Origin of the sequence: Geomesophilobacter sediminis (assembly GCF_016458275.1) — a bacterium.
GTDB lineage: Bacteria > Desulfobacterota > Desulfuromonadia > Geobacterales > Geobacteraceae > Geomesophilobacter > Geomesophilobacter sediminis.
In genome coordinates this window covers 115,389-132,307 of sequence record NZ_JAEMHM010000015.1, presented here as the reverse complement: position 1 = coordinate 132,307, position 16,919 = coordinate 115,389, and the positions used below count along the sequence as shown (strand labels likewise).

The following is a 16,919-nucleotide window of genomic DNA, read 5'->3' as shown; positions in this document are numbered from 1 at the left end:
TCTACCATGAGCGATGAGCAAAGAGCAAAAGCATTGAGCAAAGAGCAGGTGTAGAGCCGGTATCGGAAGGCAGGTGATCGTGGTGTGGAGGGCAGTTATTGAGTGTGAGCGCTAACGGATGACTACTGCACTTTGCTCATTGCTCGCTGCCCATTGCCTTAAAGTCGCCGCGCTTCCAGGCTTCGGACAGGAGCTTGAGTGCCGCGGCGACCGGGATGGCCAGGATGATTCCCCAGAACCCGAAGAGCTCGCCGAGTGCCATCACCATGATGATGGTCAGCAGGGGGTTGAGGTCCATCGAGCGGCGGAAGACCAGCGGCTTCACCAGGTATCCCTCGAGGAAATAGATGACGGCGAAACAGACCACCACCTTGACCAGGGCCAGGGCGCTCTGGAATTTGAGATAGGCGAAGAACAGGGGCGGGATGGTGGCGATGATGACCCCGATGAAGGGAAGCACGGAGGCCACCCCGGCGAAGATCCCGTTGAAGATGGGATAGTCGACGTCCAGTGCCATGAGGGCCGCGCTGGATAGGATGGCGACGATCGCGGAGACGATGACCTGGCCCCGCAAATAGCCGCCGATGCTCTCGTTGATCTCGTTGCCGAGGTGGATCACCGCGGAGCGTTGCTTGGCTGGGAGAAATCCGGCCGCAGTCTCTTTGATCTTCTCCTTGTAATGCAGCATGAAGAAAACGAGGATCGGCGCGAGCACCACGTTGAAGATGTTGAAGACGACGCTCGCCGCGGCGGAATAGGCCAAGGTCCCCATCTGGGAGACCACCTGGTCGACGTTGTCCATCGCCTGGTCGTAAAGCCAGCGCCATTCCTCGGCGCCGTAGAAGCGTCCCTGGATTTCCAGCCCCAGCGCCTTGGCTTTCTTTACATACATCGGCAGCGAGGGAATCATCGCCTGCCACTGGCTGGTCACCAGCGGGACCAATACCGCCGTCGCGAAGAACGACACCACGGTGAGTGCGACGTAAACCACGATGATGCTGTGGGTGCGGGAGAGCTTCTTCCCCTCGAGATAGGCGACCAACGGATCGAGGAGGTACGCGATCACGAAGGAGAGGAGAAAGCAGGAGGTCGTGTGCCGCAGGGCATGGCCGATTGCATACACGGTAGCCCCCAGGAGCACAACCACGACGGTCCGTCCGGCGGCATTGGTTTGGTAGGGCATCGGATCTCCTCTAATACTGCTCCGGGCGTTCGGGTGGGAAGATGTCGTGCTCTTCGAGCCACTCACCGGCGCGGCCGGTCAGCAGCTCTTCTTTCATGGAGTGGAACCGTTCCTGCTCTTCCGGATAGAAAGAGAGGATCTCGGAGAGGCGTGCGAAATGGCTTTTCCCGATGAAGGCGCGTACCAGCATCCCCTTGAGCCCCTCGTTCTCCACGTTTTGGATGAAGGCGTGGATCATCTGGCGCTCCTGGCCGTAATCGAAGGGAGGGATCTCCAGATAGCGTTCCTCCTGGAGCTCGACCTCGTCCCAGATGGGATCGTCGTCAAACTCGGCGGGAACCGAGAAGACCTCGCCGGTTTCCCGGTCCAGAAAGTAGACCAGGTCCGGGTCGGGGTTTTCGAAGGCCTCGAGAAGGTCTTCCCAAACGATTTCCAAATTGCGCATTGCGTGCATCGTTGTCCTTAGGTGCTTAGGTAAACCGGGGCCAGGGGCCAGGTACTGGGGGCTAGGGATAACCTTGGCCCCAGTCTGCTCCACTCCACGGATATCGATATTTGCGAGGGGGCAGGGGAGGAGATGCATCGAAGGGATGCCTGACTAGCCCCTGGTCCCGAACTTCGTCTTTAATTAAGGTTCTGCGTGACCCAAACCCCATTTTTGTATATATTGGCGCCATGCGCAAGATTTTCCTCGCCGACGCCCATCTGAGAGCCCCCGCCGACGCCAATTACCGGGCGCTGATCCGCTTTCTCGACACCCTGCCCACCGATACCGACACCCTCTACCTGCTGGGCGACCTCTTCGAATTCTGGGTCGGCGACCAGCCGGTCTACCGTCACTACGACTCGATCATCGACTGCCTGAAGCGGGTGCGGCAGCGCGGGGTGCGGATCGTCTACTTCGAGGGGAATCACGACTTTCATTTGGCCGGGTACTTCGGCAGAGAAATCGGGGCGGAGGTGCACGGGACGGGAGGCGTCGTGGAGATCGGCGGGAAGAGGGTCTTTCTCTGTCACGGCGACCAGCTCAACCCGGACGATACGCGGTACCGGGTTTGGCGGGCGATCCTGCACAGCGCTGCCGCCGGGCTCATTCTGACCCTGTTGCCGGCCCGGCTCAAGGCGGACGTCGCGGCAAGGCTGTCCCGCCGGAGCAGCCGGCATCACGGCGTCCGGCGCCGCAAATTTGATTATCCCGGCCTGATCCGTTCCTTCGCCGCGGGCCGTTTCGCCGCCGGCTGCCACGCGGTGGTGACCGGCCATTTCCATTTTCCCCTCTGGGAACGGGACGGGGAGCGGACCCTGCTGGCACTGGGGGATTGGATCACCCAGTTCTCCTACGGCCAGTGGCTGGACGGCGCCTTCACCCTGGAGAAGTACCAAGTCGACTAACCCCGCCCAACGACCGAGGGGACTGGCTCAGCACGTGCCGGTCCCCTTTTCTGTTTCTGCCGCTGAATCCCATCCTCACCCTGTCCCTCCCCTTGAAGGGGAGGGGACGTGCGTTGGGTGGCAATGTCCAGATCGTGACTTTGCTGCCCCGCCACCTTCTCCCGGAAACAGGGCAATTCACCTTCACACCCCGAACAGTTCCCGGTAGCGGGCCACCCTGGTCTCCAGCGTCGGCGCGGCAATTTCCTGACAGATCGCGTCGGGGCGGTAGCCGCGGCAGACGGCGGGGCGCTCGTCGTAGATGCGGCAGCCCAAGCCGTCGTCAAGGTGAACGCAGCGTTCTCCCGCGGGCTTCCCCAGGGTGCTGATGTCGGGGGCGACGCAGCAGGTGCCGCATCTTCGGCACTCCATCGGACCTCCGGGCCCTACTTGAAAAACGCCTCCATGGCCTGCTCGCCAAGGTTGGTCGCCTTGATGCGCCACTTGTTCTCGTTGATGACCAGCGCGGCGATGGCGATCTGCGGATCGTCCATCGGGGCGTAGGCCGCGAACCAGCTGTAGTGGCCGGAGGGGAGCGACGGGTCCTTTCCGTCGATGGAGCCGGTCTTGGCCGCGACCTTGAGCGAGCCGAACATGGGCCGGCCGCGCCGGTCGTGGAATGCCCTCCGTGAGGTGCCGCTCACCACCGTCGTGGAAAGCATCCGGGCCAGCGACGAGGCCGTTTCCGGAGTCATTACCCGGCGCAGCGGCAGCGGCTGCTGCTTGAAGAGGGAAACCCCTTTGGCGTCCTTAACCTCGGCGGCAAGCGAGGGGGCCATCATGACCCCGCCGTTGGCGACCGTGGCGATGATCGCCGCGGCGTGATACGGGGAGACCCGGACCTCGCGGTTCAACCCCGCTCCCATCCGCATCAGGGCCTCCACGCTGTCCGGCGCCGGAGCCCGGCTCGGGGTGATCGGCGTTCCCGGGAAGATTTCCTGGTTGAAGCCGAAGCGCTGCGCGTAGGTGAGCAGCGGGTCTCTTCCCACCACGTCGCCGGCGAGCCGTCCGAAGACGGGGTTCACCGACTTGCCCATCGCCACCGAAAGTGACATCTGCTGGTTGTGCCGTCCCGGCCGTACGAACCAGTACTTCGGATTTTCCGAGGTGTGTTTGCCGTTGTAGGCGAACTGGGTGTCCGCCGAAACCTTCCTCTGCTCCAGCGCGGCCGTGGCAGTCACGATCTTGAAGAGCGATGCCATCGGGTAGACCTCATAGCAACCCCGCGCCTCCCAACCCGGCTGGACCGTGGAGTGGGCCGCGGCGGCCAGGATCTTCCCGGTGCGGGGATCCATCGCCACCAGTGCCGCATAGGGGACCCTCATGTCCCGCATCACCTTCTCGACCCGCTGCTGCACCCGTTCGTCGATGGCATAGACCACCGTACCGCCGGGTACCGTAGCGCAGAAGTTGCCGTTCTCCAGGCGCGCTGCGGGGAGGGCCTGGGCGGCCACCTTGAAGGAGCTCCAGTGGTCGACACCGGAAAGAGACGATGCGGTCACCGCCGGTTTCTTCTGTTTCGGAGTCGGGGAGGTGATCAGGGAGTAGATGGGGTACGCCGCCAAGAGGAGCGCGATGGCAGGCAGGAGGTACCGGAGGCGCTTTTTCTGGGCGGGTGGTTCACTGATCTCGGCTGCGATGGAGCGGCACGAACGTGCCATGTCGGAACGGGTGCCGCGCCGTTGGTGCGGCTTGTCTAGGTCTTTAAAATCTTGCATAACTCCGGAGGGGAGAACGATGACGTTCAGAGTTGTGGATATTTGGAAGTTCCGGGGTCGGAAGCGGGACCGGAAGGGGCCGCCTGCCGGGCCTACTGCGCACTTCGAACCGGAACTTAGTCGCTTGTTATCCCGCCACTATATGCCAGTTGCGTCCTCTTTGTCAACGACGGCCGCCCCCTTTTCCGGCTCCTCGACGAGCTCCTTGAGCGTGCCGTTGCCGAGCGCCTCTGCGACGGCGCGGTCGACCGTTTCCAGGATCATCTCGGTGGCTTCCTCGCCGGTGAGCCGACAGTCGGCACCGTGGCTGCGCAGTGACAAAAGGACGTCACGCACCGCAATCTGGTCCAGCTCCCGGCTCGGGTGGTAGCTTTCGCCGGAGCCGGTCGGGACGATGAATCCCGCCTCCTCCAGCTGCGCGAGGGTCTGGCGCATCACCCGCAGCGGGACCCGGAGCCGGACGGCAAGGGACTCCTCGGTCCAGGATGGCTCGCCGCGGTGGAAGGCCTCGGCGATGCGTCGCAGGGTGGCCAGGGCGACCGTCTCGCGCAGGGACTGGCTTACCGTGTCCCCCCGCATTTCGCGGCGGAAGCAACGGAGGTTCTGGTGCAGGGCGACCACCTCCATCCCGAACAGGACGATCAGCCAGCTGACGTTGATCCAGACCATGAGGATGGGGAGCGCGGCCAGGGTGCCGTAGACCGCATTGTAGTTGCCGACCCCGACCTGGAAATGGATGTACCCCCACTGGGCGAACTCCCAGAGGGTCCCGGCGAGCACCGCCCCGAAAAATGCGGAGGGATAGCGGACCCGGGTGTTGGGCATGAGGATGTAGAGGAGGAAGATCGCGACCCAGACGCTCAGGTAAGGGGCGAGTTGCAGCAGGAAGAGAAAGACGTCCCCCAGGTAGGTCCGCTCCAGGATCCAGACCACGACCGACCGATTCTGGAGACTCCCGGTGATGGAGGTGGCGGCCAGCAGGAGCAGCGGCGCCACCACGAGCACGCTCAGGTAGTCGCTGAATTTCCGGTAGAAGGTGCGGGTCTCGGCGACCCCCCAGATCGCGTTGAAGGCTTCCTCGATGCTCCCCAGCATGTTGACGACGGTGAAGAGCAGCGCGACCAGGCCGATCGCCCCGAGCGAGCCGACGTTGGTGTTGTTGATGTAGGTGATTACCCGGGTCACCACCACCTCGGAACCGGCGGCAACCTGTTGCAGGATCAGCGGCGCCAGGCGGTTTTGAACCCCGAATCCCTTCAGCACGGAGAAGGCGAGCGCAAACAGGGGGACGAAGGAGAGGAGCGTGGTGAAGGAGAGCGCGGCGGCCCGGACCAGGCAGCCGTCCTGGTAGAAATTGCGGCAGACTGCGGCGGTCAGCTGGAGCAAATACACACTCCGGCCCTTGATCCCGCCGATTTGCGCCGGATCGAGTTCCCAGAGGGTCTGTGAAAAAAAGCCTTTCGATGGGCCCGATGTCGGCATCTCGGTCTCCGTAGATAGGTTTCCGCCGCGATACTCCCCTTTTGACCAAGGGGGCTGGGGGGACTTGCCTTTATGGTGGCGCATCGCCAACCCCAACCTCACCCTGTCCGTCGCAAGCTCGCGCGGTTGCGCGCGACCCTTGAAGGAGAGGGGACGCAGGTCACTTGGTCAGAAGAGATGATCCGCACAAAAAAAGCCCACCGAAGTGGGCTTTTTTCAGGACCGGTCGGTGCGGGTACTACACCTGCTCCTGTTTTTCCCGCTCCCGCTCCATCGCCTGCTTACCCGCCTCGATGGCGGAAGAGATGATGTTTTTCTTCTCGATTACCAGCTCCTTGCCGTCCTCGTAAGAGGCGCGGATCTTCTCCTGGGCGTCACTGGCGTATTCCTTGATCTTGCTTACCGCGTCGTCGGCGAGGTCCTTGATGTCGCCGCGCAGCTCCTCTCCGCTTTTGGGAGCCAACAGGAGCGCCGCCCCGACCCCGACGGCCGCACCGGCAAGAAAGGAAAGCAGTACCGTACCCGCTCCAATACCGTCGTTTTCTTCAGACATAGCTGTTACCCCCTTTTTTTGGAAATTCTGTCCATGATAAAGCGCCCGGCGACCTTCGCCCCGGTGAGCCAAAGCGATGAGCCGGAAACGAGACCGGTAATGCCCGAGGCAATCCGGTTGATCATCCTGATGTTCTCTCCCGCCTGGCCGAGTTCCCCGGCCAGCAATCCGACCCCCTCCGCGTTGGCGGCAACGGCGCTGGTCAGCTCGTGGATGTCCGCAACCGTCTGGTACATCTCCTCGATGAGCGGTTTGAGCTGGGTATTGAAGGTTTCGGAAACGGTGCGGACGGAGATCGCGGCCTTTTTAAGTTCGAGAAGGACCGGAATGGTGAAGGCGGTAAGAACAACCAGGGTTATGGCGGTGATTGCCGTGGCAATAGAGATGACGAGCATTCTCGCTCCTCCTTCAGATGAGTTGTGTTGGAACGGTCCGTTCGGGAGATCTGGTCCCGGTGGAGAGCCCCCTTCCTCAAGGGGAGGGGCAGAATGCAAGGAGGCCGGCAGGGATCTGCCGGCCTCCCGATACTGCTCGCCAGGTGCTTACTTCTTGGTAGCCGGCTTCTTCGCCGGGGCAGCTTTGGCAGCCGGAGCCGCCGGCTTGGCGCCGCCCGCCGGAGCCGACCAGTGGTTCAGGTCGTGGGCGATGTTGTGGCACTCCTGGCACTTGGCGAACTTGGACATCAGGGAAGCCGGATGCGGAACGCCGTGGCAGTCGGTGCACTTGGGCACGGTCTTATGCTTGTTCTGGTGGCAGTACACGCAGGCAAGCTTGCTGTGCTTGGCGGTGCTGTTGGCCAGGAGGTTGAACGGACGCTTGTGGCAGGCGGCGCAGTACTTGGAGGGGGTGTCCGCCTTGTAGGTCACGTTGAGCGGCTGGTGCGCCTTGTGGCACAGCTTGCACTCGTTCTTGGTGATGTCGCTGGAGTGCGACTTGTGGCACTGGGTGCAGTCCGGCTTTTTGCCGTGAACGTTGTGGCAGAAGGAGCAGGCGAGGGAGGTGTGCTTGCTCGGGTATGCCTTGAGCTGCTCGATCTGCGGCTTGTGGCAGGTCAGGCAGGCGTCGGTCACGTTGGTGCCGAAGGTGATGACTTTCGGGGTGTGCGGGTTTCTATGGCAGCCGAGGCAGTCCTTCAGCTGGAAGTGCGGCTTGCCGGTGTGGCACATGCTGCACTGCGGAATCGGGTGTTTCACCTTAGGAGGATGACCGACGTGGCAGTCCTGGCAGGTAATTTCGGTTTTGTGCTTGCCACCCTTCTCGGCGATATCCTTGGGGGGTTTTTCATGACATTTCTGGCAGTCGCTGCTATTAAGCGTCGCAGGCGCCTGACCAGGCTCAGCGGCCCACGCCGTTCCGATACAGCAGAACAGTGCCAATGCCGCTAAAAGGTTGAAAAGTCTTGCTACTCTCATTGGTCCCTCCTAGGTGTTAAACCGTAGTTAATTATTAATCACGGATTTATATAACGGTTGCTTTGGATTGTCAACAGTTGCCTGCAAAAACTGGGAGGTAAAACGAATACTTTCACCAGATTTTTTCATTTTCGCAGCAGGGTCGATTAGAGCTCGTCGGGAGTCTTGTGACGATGTTGAAGAATGTATCCTGTTCCAGCCAGGAAGCTCCTCGGTTTCGCCTGACCGGAAAGCGGTGCGGGCGATCTTCTCACAGGCTCGATCAAGTGTCAAAGAAGATTCGCAGCATTGCTTAAAGAAGTTGTATTGAGACGGAGCGGGTGAAGATAATAAATGGAGAGCGATCACCCTCTGCGGCAGGAGGATCGGCAGGTAGTCGGCAGGTGTTGGAGGGAGGTCCCGGAGGATCAGTTGGACGGAGGGGAAATGACAGTACGGGATCTGCTAAGTTCTTTTGTGGTGGTGTTTTATCTGTCCTGGGCGACGCGAAGATGAATGCCGGAGCTTCTGACTCCAGAGCTTCCCCGCGTTCGAAAGGACGCCGCAGGCAGCGCCCGCAACGCCGCGGCGTCGGATGGGGGGGCGGCACCTGCGGGCCCGTTCCCGAAAGCGGCTCGGAGGCAGCGCCGAGCCGTCCCCCAAGCCACCCTGGCGCAGCTTCTGGCATCGTGGGGAATCCCCGTACCTACAATAGAATTGATTTTTTCGGGGCAAATTTATATAGTGCCGGGATAGTGTAACGCCCTAGAGGATGTGCTCATGATACGAAAGATATTGGTCTATCCCGACCCGGAGCTGAAGAAACCTTCCCTGCCGGTTACGGTCATTAATGATAAGATGCGCGAACTGGTGCGGGACATGGTGGAAACCATGTACGACGCTCCCGGCGTCGGGCTGGCCGCGCCGCAGATCGGGGTGCATCAGCGGGTGGTGGTCATCGACTGCGCCGGCAAGGACGAGCCCCCCGAGCTGATCGTCGCGATCAACCCGGTGATCATCCACGCCGAAGGCGAGGCGTACGAGGAGGAGGGCTGCCTCTCGGTCCCCCGCTACTCCGCCAACGTCCGGCGCCACGCCCGGGTCGTGGTGAAGGCCCTCAACCTCGACGGCGAGGAGATCACCTACAAGGCGGAGGACCTCCTGGCGATCGCCTTCCAGCACGAGATCGATCACCTGGATGGCATCCTGTTCATCGACCACCTCTCCCCGCTCAAGCGCGGAATCTTCCGGAAGCGCTACCAGCGCTCCCACGACGAAGGGGATGTTTAGTGACCGGACTTAGAATTGTCTTCATGGGAACCCCGGACTTCGCCTGCCCGACCCTGGCGAAACTGATCGAGCGCGGCGAAAACGTGGTTGCCGTGGTGACCCAGCCGGACCGTCCGAAGGGACGTGGGCAGCAGACCCTGCCGCCGCCGGTAAAAACGCTGGCCGTCGAGCATGGCATCCGCGTGCTCCAGCCGGTCAAGGTGCGCCTCCCCGAATCGATCGAGGAGATCCGCGCGCTCGAGCCGGACCTGATCGTCGTGATCGCCTTCGGACAGATCCTTCCCAAGGCGCTGCTCGACATTCCGCGCCTGGGGTGCATCAACGTCCACGCCTCGCTGCTCCCCCGCTACCGGGGGGCGGCGCCGCTCAACTGGTGCATCATCAACGGCGAGGCCGAGACCGGGGTCACCACCATGATGATGGACGTAGGCCTCGACACCGGCGACATGCTCCTCAAGGCGGTCACCCCGATCGATCCCGAGGAGACCACCCGCGAGCTCCACGACCGCCTCTCCGTCATGGGTGCCGAACTCCTTGCCGAGACCGTCGACCAGTTGGCCCAGGGGCGCCTGGTTCCCGAGAAGCAGGACGATGGCCTCACCTGCTACGCTCCCATCCTCAAGAAGGAGGACGGGCAGATCGACTGGACCAAGGACGCCCAGCAGGTGAAGAACCTGGTCCGGGGGATGACCCCCTGGCCCGGCGCCTTCAGCTGCCTGGACGGCAAGCTCCTCAAGATATACCGGGTGCAGACCGCCGACGGCTCCGGCGCGCCCGGCTCGGTACTCAAGGCCGGCCGCGACGGCATCGAAGTGGCCTGCGGTTCCGGAAGCGTGCTCCTGCTCGAACTCCAGCTCGAAGGGAAAAAGCGCCTTCCCGCCGCCGATTTCGTCGCCGGGTGCAAAGTCGAACCCGGCACTCTCCTCGCTGCAAAGGGGACCCCCATTGTCTGATACGAGCAACACCGTAAAACCTCCCAAGAAGCGCCTCTTCGTTGCGCTGATGGGGATGACCTGCCTCCTCGTGGTCGGGCTCATCTACCTCGGCTGGTACATCCCGACCCGCGGGCTCGCCAACATCCATCCCGACCTACCCCGGATCATCGGGATGGTCTTCGGCATCCTCTCCGGCGTCGCCGTCCTGGGCACCGTGCTTTTGGTCCTCACCACCGCTTTCGGCAAGGACATCCTCTTCACCAAGTTCATGCGCGGCGTGGTGATCAAGTTCCTCCTGCCGCTCATCGAGATGATCGGGCGGCTCTGCGGCATCTCCAAGGACACCATCCGGCAGTCGTTCGTCGCCATGAACAACTCCCTGGTCGCCTCGCAGCGGCTCAAGGTGCGGCCGGACCGGATCCTGATCCTTTTGCCGCACTGCCTGCAGCTTTCCGACTGCGAGATCAAGGTGACCGGCGACATCGGCAAGTGCGTCCGCTGCGGCCGCTGCGACATCCGCGGCCTGGCCGACCTGGCGCAGCGCTACAACATCGACATCTCGGTTGCCACCGGCGGCACGCTGGCCCGCAAGGTCATCATCGAGAAGCGCCCCAAGCTGGTCCTCGCCGTCGCCTGCGAACGCGACCTCACCTCCGGCATCAAGGATTGTTATCCCCTTCCGGTCATCGGCGTCCTCAACGATCGCCCCTACGGCCCCTGCTTCAACACCAAGGTCGATGTGGACAAGATCGAGGAAGCCCTGCGCTCCGTGCTCCCGTAGCATGGGACCGGTCTCGCTCAAGAACGGTTCCCGCGTCGGCTTCCTGCTGGCCCTGGCCGCCCTCCTCCTGACCCTGACCGCCGGTCCCGGCGCCGCTGCGGTCATCACCGGCTACTCGGTCATCTCCAAGGCGGGCACCGATTTCTCCGGCCGGGAACTCTGGGCGACCCGGAGTTTCCTGGAGGACGGCGTCCCGCACCTGCTCGCCGTCGATCCGCGCACCTTCCGCACCTACGACCTGCCGGCGGTCTCTTTCCGGGCGCACGGCTCGGTGGAGCGGTTCCGCGCCACCCCCTTCGGCAAGAGCCTGGCCGAGTACACCGCCGCCCCTTACCACCTGCAAAACCAGGGTGCCACCCATGCCGAGGCGGGGAGCGGGGTCTGCCTGACCGTCGACCTCTGTCCTTCCAAGCGCCCCTTTGAATGGGAGATGTTCGACCAGGTCGCGGCGCTGGATCAGAAAGGACCGGTGCCGGTCGCGATCGCCATCTCCGGGGCCTGGCTGAAAAACCACCCGCAGGAGCTCGCCTACCTCAAAGCCCAGTCCGCCCGCGGCACCCTGGCCATCACCTGGGTCAACCACTCGCTGCACCACCCCTACGATCCCAAGCTGCCCCTGGCGGGGAATTTTCTCCTCACCCCCGGCACCGACTTCGACCGCGAAGTCCTGGAGGTCGAGGTCCTCTTGCTCTCCGAGGGCTTGGTCCCGTCCCCGTTCTTCCGCTTTCCGGGTCTGGTCGCCGACCAGGCGACGGTGCGGCGGCTGCGTGAGCTTTCCCTTATCCCGCTGGGGAGCAACGCCTGGCTTGCCAAGGGAGAAAAGGTCGAACCGGGGAGTTTCATCCTGGTGCACGGCAACGGCAACGAGCCCAAGGGGATCAAGCTCCTTCTTCCGATGCTGAAGCGGCTCACGCTCCGGCCGCTTTCCGAGGCCCTGTCCGGGCGCCTCCCATGAACTTCCTCGCCAAGCTCCTGGTAACCAACCTCGTCATCATCAGCTGCGCCCAACTGGGCCGGCGCTACCCGGCACTGGCCGGACTGATCGCCACCATGCCGATCACCACCCTGCTGGTGCTCTTCTGGCTGTACAGCGACCGCCCGGGCGACTACCAGAACCTGGTGGCGTACAACCGGGGGGTGCTGTTCGGGATCGTGCCGACGATCCTTTTTTTCGCCACGTCTCTGTATTGTTTCCACCGGCAGCTGCCGGTCGGGGCCGCCGTCGGAGCGGGCTTCGTCGCCTGGCTGGCCGGAGCGCTGGTGCACCAGTGGGTGCTGCGGTAGCTGCACTGCAGATACGGCAGGCCGTGAGGTCTTTCTTTGTAAGGTGGGAGAGGCGCCGGGCTCCGGCATCGCCCCCGGTAGGGCGCTCCCACCGGAGCTGGTGCCGGGATACGTAGGGGCGCAGCAGCTGCGCCCACCAGACCTGCCGTTAAGTCCCCCTTGGAAAAAGGGGGATTCAGTGGGATTTGCTTTTCAGGTATGAATCAGTAGTGAGAGGCATGACAACCTCAAAGGCAAATCCCCTCCGCCCCCCCTTTTGTCAAAGGGGGGAGATACAAGGACCGATAACGATGAAGCGCATCATCACCATATTGCTTATCCTGCTTTCCTTCCCGGCCGCTTCCTTCGCGGCGGCGCCGCGGCTGGTCGTGGCCCAGGGGCCGACGCCGGTGCTCAACACACCGGACTTCCCGAAATACTTCGGCGGGACCATCAAGCTCGACCCCTGCGTCGGTGTCCGCCCCATCGAGTTCGTCGCCCTCCCGGGGACCCTGTTCCAGGTCGAAGGGGAGGTGCAGCGGGACGGGGTTCCCATCTACCGCGTCACCACCGCCGACTATCCCTATCCGTCCGACACCGGCTACTTCGTCGATTCCCGCTTCGTCGCGCCGGCCCCGGCCGGAACCGCGGAGCGCGCCCGCCGTCTTCCTTCCCTGGCAGAGGTGCAGCGCGGCCTGCTCGCCAGCCTGGGTAAACCGTACGTCTGGGGCGGCAACTGGCGTGACGGCATTGCCCAGCTGACCTCGCGCTATCCGAACGCCGATCCCCTCGCCGGGGTCGACTGCTCCGGTCTTCTCTACCAGGCGACCGACGGCGTCACCCCCAGAAACACCTCGGCCCTCACCTCCTACGGGCGCCCGGTTGCCATCGCGGGACTCAGTGCGGAACAGATCGCCCGCAAGCTGGAACCGCTCGACCTGATCGTATGGAAAGGGCACGTCATGATCGTCCTCGACCGGGACCGGATCATCGAGAGCGTGATGGCCTGCGGGAGCGGCAAAAACGGGGTGGAACTGCTGCCGATCCAGGAAGGGGTGCGTCGGGTGATGAAAACGAGAAGGCCGCTCGACGATTATCGCCAGGCGGCCCGGGGGAAGAAGGGATTCGTGGTCAGGAGATGGTTTCCGGCTCGCTAGGCCGGGACGGCGCGCGCCGCTTCAGCATTGCTTCGGCGCGCCGTTTCCTCAGTTCGTACTCGACCTCCTCGCGCTGCCGCTCGCCCAGGGATTTCAGGCGCAAAAGCCGCTCCACCTCGGAGGTTGCCACCTCGGGGAGAAAGAGGGTGAACCAGATCGCCGGCGTCTTGGCATTTTGCAGCATGGCGCGGCGTACCGACGGGAGATGCCCCCAGCGGCGGTGGCGGGCGATGGCGGAGATGGATTCCGGTGTGGCCGCGGCACCCCGCACGTAACTGAGCAGCGCCGATTCCCGAAGCACCGGGTTGGACAGGACCGCCTCAACCACCTGGATCTCCGGTTCGGCAAGGAGCGCTTCCAGGATGTGCAGGCTCCCCCGGCGGGCCATGGTGACCTTGTTCCCCAGCGGTGTGTCCGGGATGAGTTTCAGGACCGCCCGCTCGGCGGCCGCCTTGTGATCTCCCAGCACGCCCGGGTGCTGGATCAGGGCGACCAGTTCGAAAAGGTGGAACTGGGGCAAAAGCCCGGTGAACAGCTGCGGCGAGGTCCTGGGATGGGCGGCAACGGCGATCTTCAGCCCGATGTTCCGGGCAACGAGCGGCAGCCGCGCGATCAGCTTCAGGATGTCGGCCGGCAGGTCCCGGCGTCGCAGGACATCCATGACGTGGCGCTCTTCCAGGCGGGGATCGCGCAACACCGCACGGAGCAGATCCGCGTCGCCCTCCTTCAAAAGCTCGCTCAGGTCCTGCCCGCTGCGGTGGGCCAGGCGGGCCGTTTGGGTGGCGATGTTGTCGTCGTTATCACTCGGCACAGCAGGATAACCTCTCGAGGTCCCGGCGGAAGGCCTGGGCGCACAGGCGCAGCCCTTCCCCGATGGAAGGATAGACATGTACCGTGTCGGCGAGGTCCGCGACGGTCATCCCGAAGCGGACCGCCAGGGCGGCCTCGTTGATCACGTCCGCGCCGCGGTGGGTGCTCAGGTGCACCCCCAGGATCTTGCCGGTCGCCTTGTCGGCCACGATCTTGATGGCACCGCGCAGGTCGCCGGTGACGTGCGCCTTGGGGATGGTCGCCGCGTCGATGGTATGGCAGATCACGTCGAAACCGGCCTGTTTCGCCTCCTGCTCCCGGTAGCCGACCATCGCCACCTCCGGGTCGGTGAAGATCGCCATCGGAATCGTGTGGTGGTCGATCTTGCAGCCGCAGCCGGAGATCATGTTATCCACCGCGAGGATTCCCTCGCGGGCGCCCACGGTAGCGATCTGCATGCCGCCGACGACACAGTCGCCGGCCGCCCAGATTTTGGGAGCCGTGGTCCGCATCCCGTCGTCGACCTTGATGAAGCCGCGTCCGTCCACCTCGACCCCGGCCCGCTCCAGTCCGATGTCGGCGGTGGCGGGAGCGGTCCCGACCGCCAGCAGCAGCTTTTCGGCGAAGAAGGTGCGCGGCTCCCCGGCGACCTCGGCAAAGACGCGGGTGAGGCCGTCTTCCTCGGAGACGCTGCAGACCGCGGTGTTGACGAATATCTCCATTCCTTCCGCCTCCAGCGCTTCCCGGAGCGCCTGCGCCGGTTCCTCCTCCACCGCGGGGAGAATCCGGGGGCCGTGCTCCAGGATGGTCACCCGGACCCCGAGGCGGGAGAACATCTGCCCCAGTTCCAAGGCGATGACCCCGCCGCCGACGACGGTGATCGAAGAGGGGATCTCCTTTAAGAGCAGCGCGCTCTTGCTGGTGAGGTAGGAGATGCGCTCCAGCCCGGGAATGGGCGGGACCCGCGGGAAGCCGCCGCTGGCGATCAGGATGTGCTCCCCTTGCAGCACCTGGTCCCCGATCTGGATGGTGTCCGGGCCGATGAAGGTGGCGTTTCCCTTCATTAGCGTCAGTCCCGGCACCTTCCTCAGCACGTCGAGGTACTTCGTTTGGCGCAGTTCCTGGACCACGCCGTTTTTATGCGCATCGAGCCGGGAGAACTGCAGCTCCCCGGCCGAGGTCCCCAGCCCCAGCCTCTCCCCCAGCTCCGCCATGCGCCTGAACAGCGCGGCATGGATGAGGGTCTTGCTCGGAATGCAGCCCCAGTTGATGCAGGTTCCCCCCAGCACGCTCTTCTCGATCATGAGCGAGCGTGCCCCGAGGGCTTGGGCTCTGAGCGCGGCCGCGAAGGCGGTCGATCCCGAACCGACAATGATGATCTCTTGCTCTGCGATCATAAAAGATGTCCCTGAGGCCAGTGTAACGAAAAGGGACTACCGGAGTAAATGAAAAGAGTGCTCCGGTTTTTCCCGGTAAGACGGCAGGAAATAACGCTAAATGATTTCTCCGCCCCGCCGATAAGTGCACCATGCCGTGCCGGCGTCGGGAGCCCTGCCGTCGGTGCAGCCGTCAGTCAATCGGACCCGGCTCTCACGGAAGGGAGCGGGGTAAAGTCCAGGAGGGACGCCGACCATGAAATATTTCAACCTGCTGGTTGCGCTTATGTTGCTTGCGAGCTGTTCCTCGCAGGTCCCCATTGCGGTTAACCATCCCATCTCGACCCAGCTCAAGGCCAAGTCCACCCATCATTGGGACGTCCTCGCCGACGACGTCGCCAAGGAGACCTCCGCCCTTTTGGACAGCGAGCCCAAGAAGAACCCGGTCCTCAAGGGGAAACCGTTCTACGTGGTGCCGCAGCCGGGCGCCAGCACCTTCGACCGCGCCTTCCGCGACCTGCTGATCACCCGGATGGTGAACCGCGGGCTGCCGGTGTCCAAGCAGAAAGGGACCGGGGTCGAAATCCAGTACGAGACCCAGATCGTGCAGCACAACAGTCCCCGCTACGGCCACATTCCCGGCACCCTGACCGCGCTTGCCGCCGGCGTGTGGGTGGTGCGCGAAGTGGTGGAGGGCAGCGTGGCCGCGATTCCCGGCGCCATCGGGCTCTCCGCCCTGGCGGACTGGGGGCTGGGCAAGTATTCCGGCGGGACCACCCCGACCGAGCTGATCGTGACCACCTCGATTGCCCAGGACAACCGCTACCTCTACCGCAAGAGCAGCATCTACTACATTGCGACCGAGGACTCCGAGCTGTACCAGGAGAGCACCGACACCCCGGGGACCGAGCGGGGCCTGAAACGTCTGGAGGTGGTCGGACAATGAAAAAGCTTCTTTTCCTCGCCTTGCTGTTGCTTATCGTCCCGACGGTCGCCGGTGCCGCCTCCGGCAACGGCGCGACCCAGCTTTTGGAAGCCAACTACCGCGCGGTCGAGCAGATGGTCGCCTCGATCCCCCCCTCCCGGGCTCTCAACAAGCAAAAGCCGATTATCGTCGCCACGGTGGTAAACGTGGATGACCTGGGCGGTTCCCGGTTCGGGCGGATGCTCTCCGAGCAGATCGGCACTCGGCTGACCAACCTCGGCTACTCGGTGATCGAGCTCAAGCTGCGCGACAAGATCTTCGTCCGCCAGGGGGTGGGCGAGCTGATGCTGTCGCGCGAGGTGCGGGACATCTCCGGCAGCCAGAAGGCCCAGGCCGTCGTGGTCGGTACCTACGCCGAGTCGGTCGGCGGGGTCTATCCCGGCTCCAGCGGCAGCGTCTACGTCACCCTGAAGATCGTCGGGGTGACCGACAACGTCGTCATTTCCGCCTACGATTACGTCCTTCCGCTCGACGCCAACATCCGGTCGCTGCTGTACCCGATCCGCTAAACGAGCTCTGAAGCCTGCCCGGCGTCCCCTCCCCTTCAAGGGGAGGGACAGGGTG

At 63.5% G+C, this 16,919-nt stretch carries 19 protein-coding genes; 9 read left to right on the top strand and 10 right to left on the bottom strand.

The features are described 5' to 3' along the window. Nucleotides 1-136: 136 nt before the first annotated feature. Both JFN93_RS17985 and JFN93_RS17980 read right to left on the bottom strand, forming a co-directional pair. A complete protein-coding gene (locus JFN93_RS17985; protein WP_199385511.1) occupies nt 137-1,183 on the bottom strand; it encodes an AI-2E family transporter in 1,047 nt (348 codons plus the stop codon). 10 nt (nt 1,184-1,193) lie between these two features. Beyond that, entirely contained in the window at nt 1,194-1,637 is a 444-nt protein-coding gene (locus JFN93_RS17980; protein WP_199385510.1) for a UPF0158 family protein, read from the bottom strand. Nucleotides 1,638-1,858: 221 nt separating this feature from the next. On the opposite strand from JFN93_RS17980, the gene JFN93_RS17975 reads away from it, so the two are divergent. Further along, on the top strand, nt 1,859-2,575 hold the full coding sequence (locus JFN93_RS17975) for a UDP-2,3-diacylglucosamine diphosphatase (protein ID WP_199385509.1): 717 nt from the start codon (nt 1,859-1,861) through the stop codon (nt 2,573-2,575). A 183-nt stretch (nt 2,576-2,758) separates the two neighbouring features. Here the strand turns inward: JFN93_RS17975 and JFN93_RS17970 are convergent, their stop codons facing one another. The 6 genes from JFN93_RS17970 to JFN93_RS17945 form a co-directional block, all read right to left on the bottom strand. Next, nucleotides 2,759-2,986, bottom strand: a complete 228-nt coding sequence (locus JFN93_RS17970; RefSeq protein WP_199385508.1) for a YkgJ family cysteine cluster protein — start codon at nt 2,984-2,986, stop codon at nt 2,759-2,761. Nucleotides 2,987-3,000: 14 nt separating this feature from the next. Then, nucleotides 3,001-4,332 (bottom strand): penicillin-binding transpeptidase domain-containing protein, encoded by a 1,332-nt coding sequence (locus JFN93_RS17965; protein ID WP_199385507.1) that lies wholly within the window; start codon nt 4,330-4,332, stop codon nt 3,001-3,003. Nucleotides 4,333-4,470: 138 nt separating this feature from the next. Further along, nucleotides 4,471-5,724: a YhjD/YihY/BrkB family envelope integrity protein gene (locus JFN93_RS17960; RefSeq protein WP_328754268.1), complete on the bottom strand. Its 1,254-nt coding sequence runs from the start codon at nt 5,722-5,724 to the stop codon at nt 4,471-4,473. A 328-nt stretch (nt 5,725-6,052) separates the two neighbouring features. After that, nucleotides 6,053-6,367, bottom strand: a complete 315-nt coding sequence (locus JFN93_RS17955; protein ID WP_199385505.1) for a YtxH domain-containing protein — start codon at nt 6,365-6,367, stop codon at nt 6,053-6,055. Between the two features lie 5 nt (nt 6,368-6,372). Beyond that, on the bottom strand, nt 6,373-6,762 hold the full coding sequence (locus JFN93_RS17950) for a DUF948 domain-containing protein (protein WP_199385504.1): 390 nt from the start codon (nt 6,760-6,762) through the stop codon (nt 6,373-6,375). 147 nt (nt 6,763-6,909) lie between these two features. Further along, nucleotides 6,910-7,779, bottom strand: a complete 870-nt coding sequence (locus JFN93_RS17945; protein ID WP_199385503.1) for a cytochrome C — start codon at nt 7,777-7,779, stop codon at nt 6,910-6,912. A gap of 759 nt (nt 7,780-8,538) precedes the next feature. Between JFN93_RS17945 and def the strand changes: the two genes are divergently transcribed. The 6 genes from def (at nt 8,539) to JFN93_RS17915 (ending at nt 13,184) form a co-directional block, all read left to right on the top strand. Continuing rightward, nucleotides 8,539-9,048, top strand: a complete 510-nt coding sequence (gene def, locus JFN93_RS17940) for a peptide deformylase (RefSeq protein ID WP_199385502.1) — start codon at nt 8,539-8,541, stop codon at nt 9,046-9,048. Further along, nucleotides 9,048-10,001, top strand: a complete 954-nt coding sequence (fmt, locus tag JFN93_RS17935) for a methionyl-tRNA formyltransferase (protein ID WP_199385501.1) — start codon at nt 9,048-9,050, stop codon at nt 9,999-10,001. Before def ends, fmt begins: the two co-directional genes overlap by 1 nt. 49 nt (nt 10,002-10,050) lie before the next feature. Next, nucleotides 10,051-10,764, top strand: coding sequence for a DUF116 domain-containing protein (locus tag JFN93_RS17930; RefSeq protein ID WP_199385533.1), 714 nt, complete (start codon nt 10,051-10,053; stop codon nt 10,762-10,764). A 1-nt stretch (nt 10,765) separates the two neighbouring features. Further along, a complete protein-coding gene (locus JFN93_RS17925; protein ID WP_199385500.1) occupies nt 10,766-11,719 on the top strand; it encodes a polysaccharide deacetylase family protein in 954 nt (317 codons plus the stop codon). Continuing rightward, nucleotides 11,716-12,048 (top strand): DUF3147 family protein, encoded by a 333-nt coding sequence (locus JFN93_RS17920; RefSeq protein ID WP_199385499.1) that lies wholly within the window; start codon nt 11,716-11,718, stop codon nt 12,046-12,048. Before JFN93_RS17925 ends, JFN93_RS17920 begins: the two co-directional genes overlap by 4 nt. Before the next feature lie 290 nt (nt 12,049-12,338). After that, nucleotides 12,339-13,184, top strand: coding sequence for an NlpC/P60 family protein (locus JFN93_RS17915; protein WP_199385498.1), 846 nt, complete (start codon nt 12,339-12,341; stop codon nt 13,182-13,184). On the opposite strand, the gene JFN93_RS17910 is transcribed toward JFN93_RS17915, so the two are convergent. Both JFN93_RS17910 and merA read right to left on the bottom strand, forming a co-directional pair. Beyond that, nucleotides 13,159-13,995 carry a hypothetical protein gene (locus tag JFN93_RS17910; protein WP_199385497.1) on the bottom strand — a complete coding sequence of 279 codons (837 nt, stop codon included), beginning with the start codon at nt 13,993-13,995 and terminating at the stop codon, nt 13,159-13,161. The genes JFN93_RS17915 and JFN93_RS17910 overlap by 26 nt on opposite strands. After that, a complete protein-coding gene (gene merA, locus JFN93_RS17905) occupies nt 13,985-15,391 on the bottom strand; it encodes a mercury(II) reductase (RefSeq protein ID WP_199385496.1) in 1,407 nt (468 codons plus the stop codon). The genes JFN93_RS17910 and merA overlap by 11 nt, the downstream gene beginning before the upstream one ends. Nucleotides 15,392-15,626: 235 nt before the next feature. Here merA and JFN93_RS17900 point away from each other — a divergent pair, with 235 nt between their 5' ends. After that, entirely contained in the window at nt 15,627-16,316 is a 690-nt protein-coding gene (locus JFN93_RS17900) for a hypothetical protein (RefSeq protein WP_199385495.1), read from the top strand. Continuing rightward, entirely contained in the window at nt 16,313-16,864 is a 552-nt protein-coding gene (locus tag JFN93_RS17895) for a FlgO family outer membrane protein (protein WP_199385494.1), read from the top strand. Before JFN93_RS17900 ends, JFN93_RS17895 begins: the two co-directional genes overlap by 4 nt. Nucleotides 16,865-16,919 lie beyond the last annotated feature (55 nt).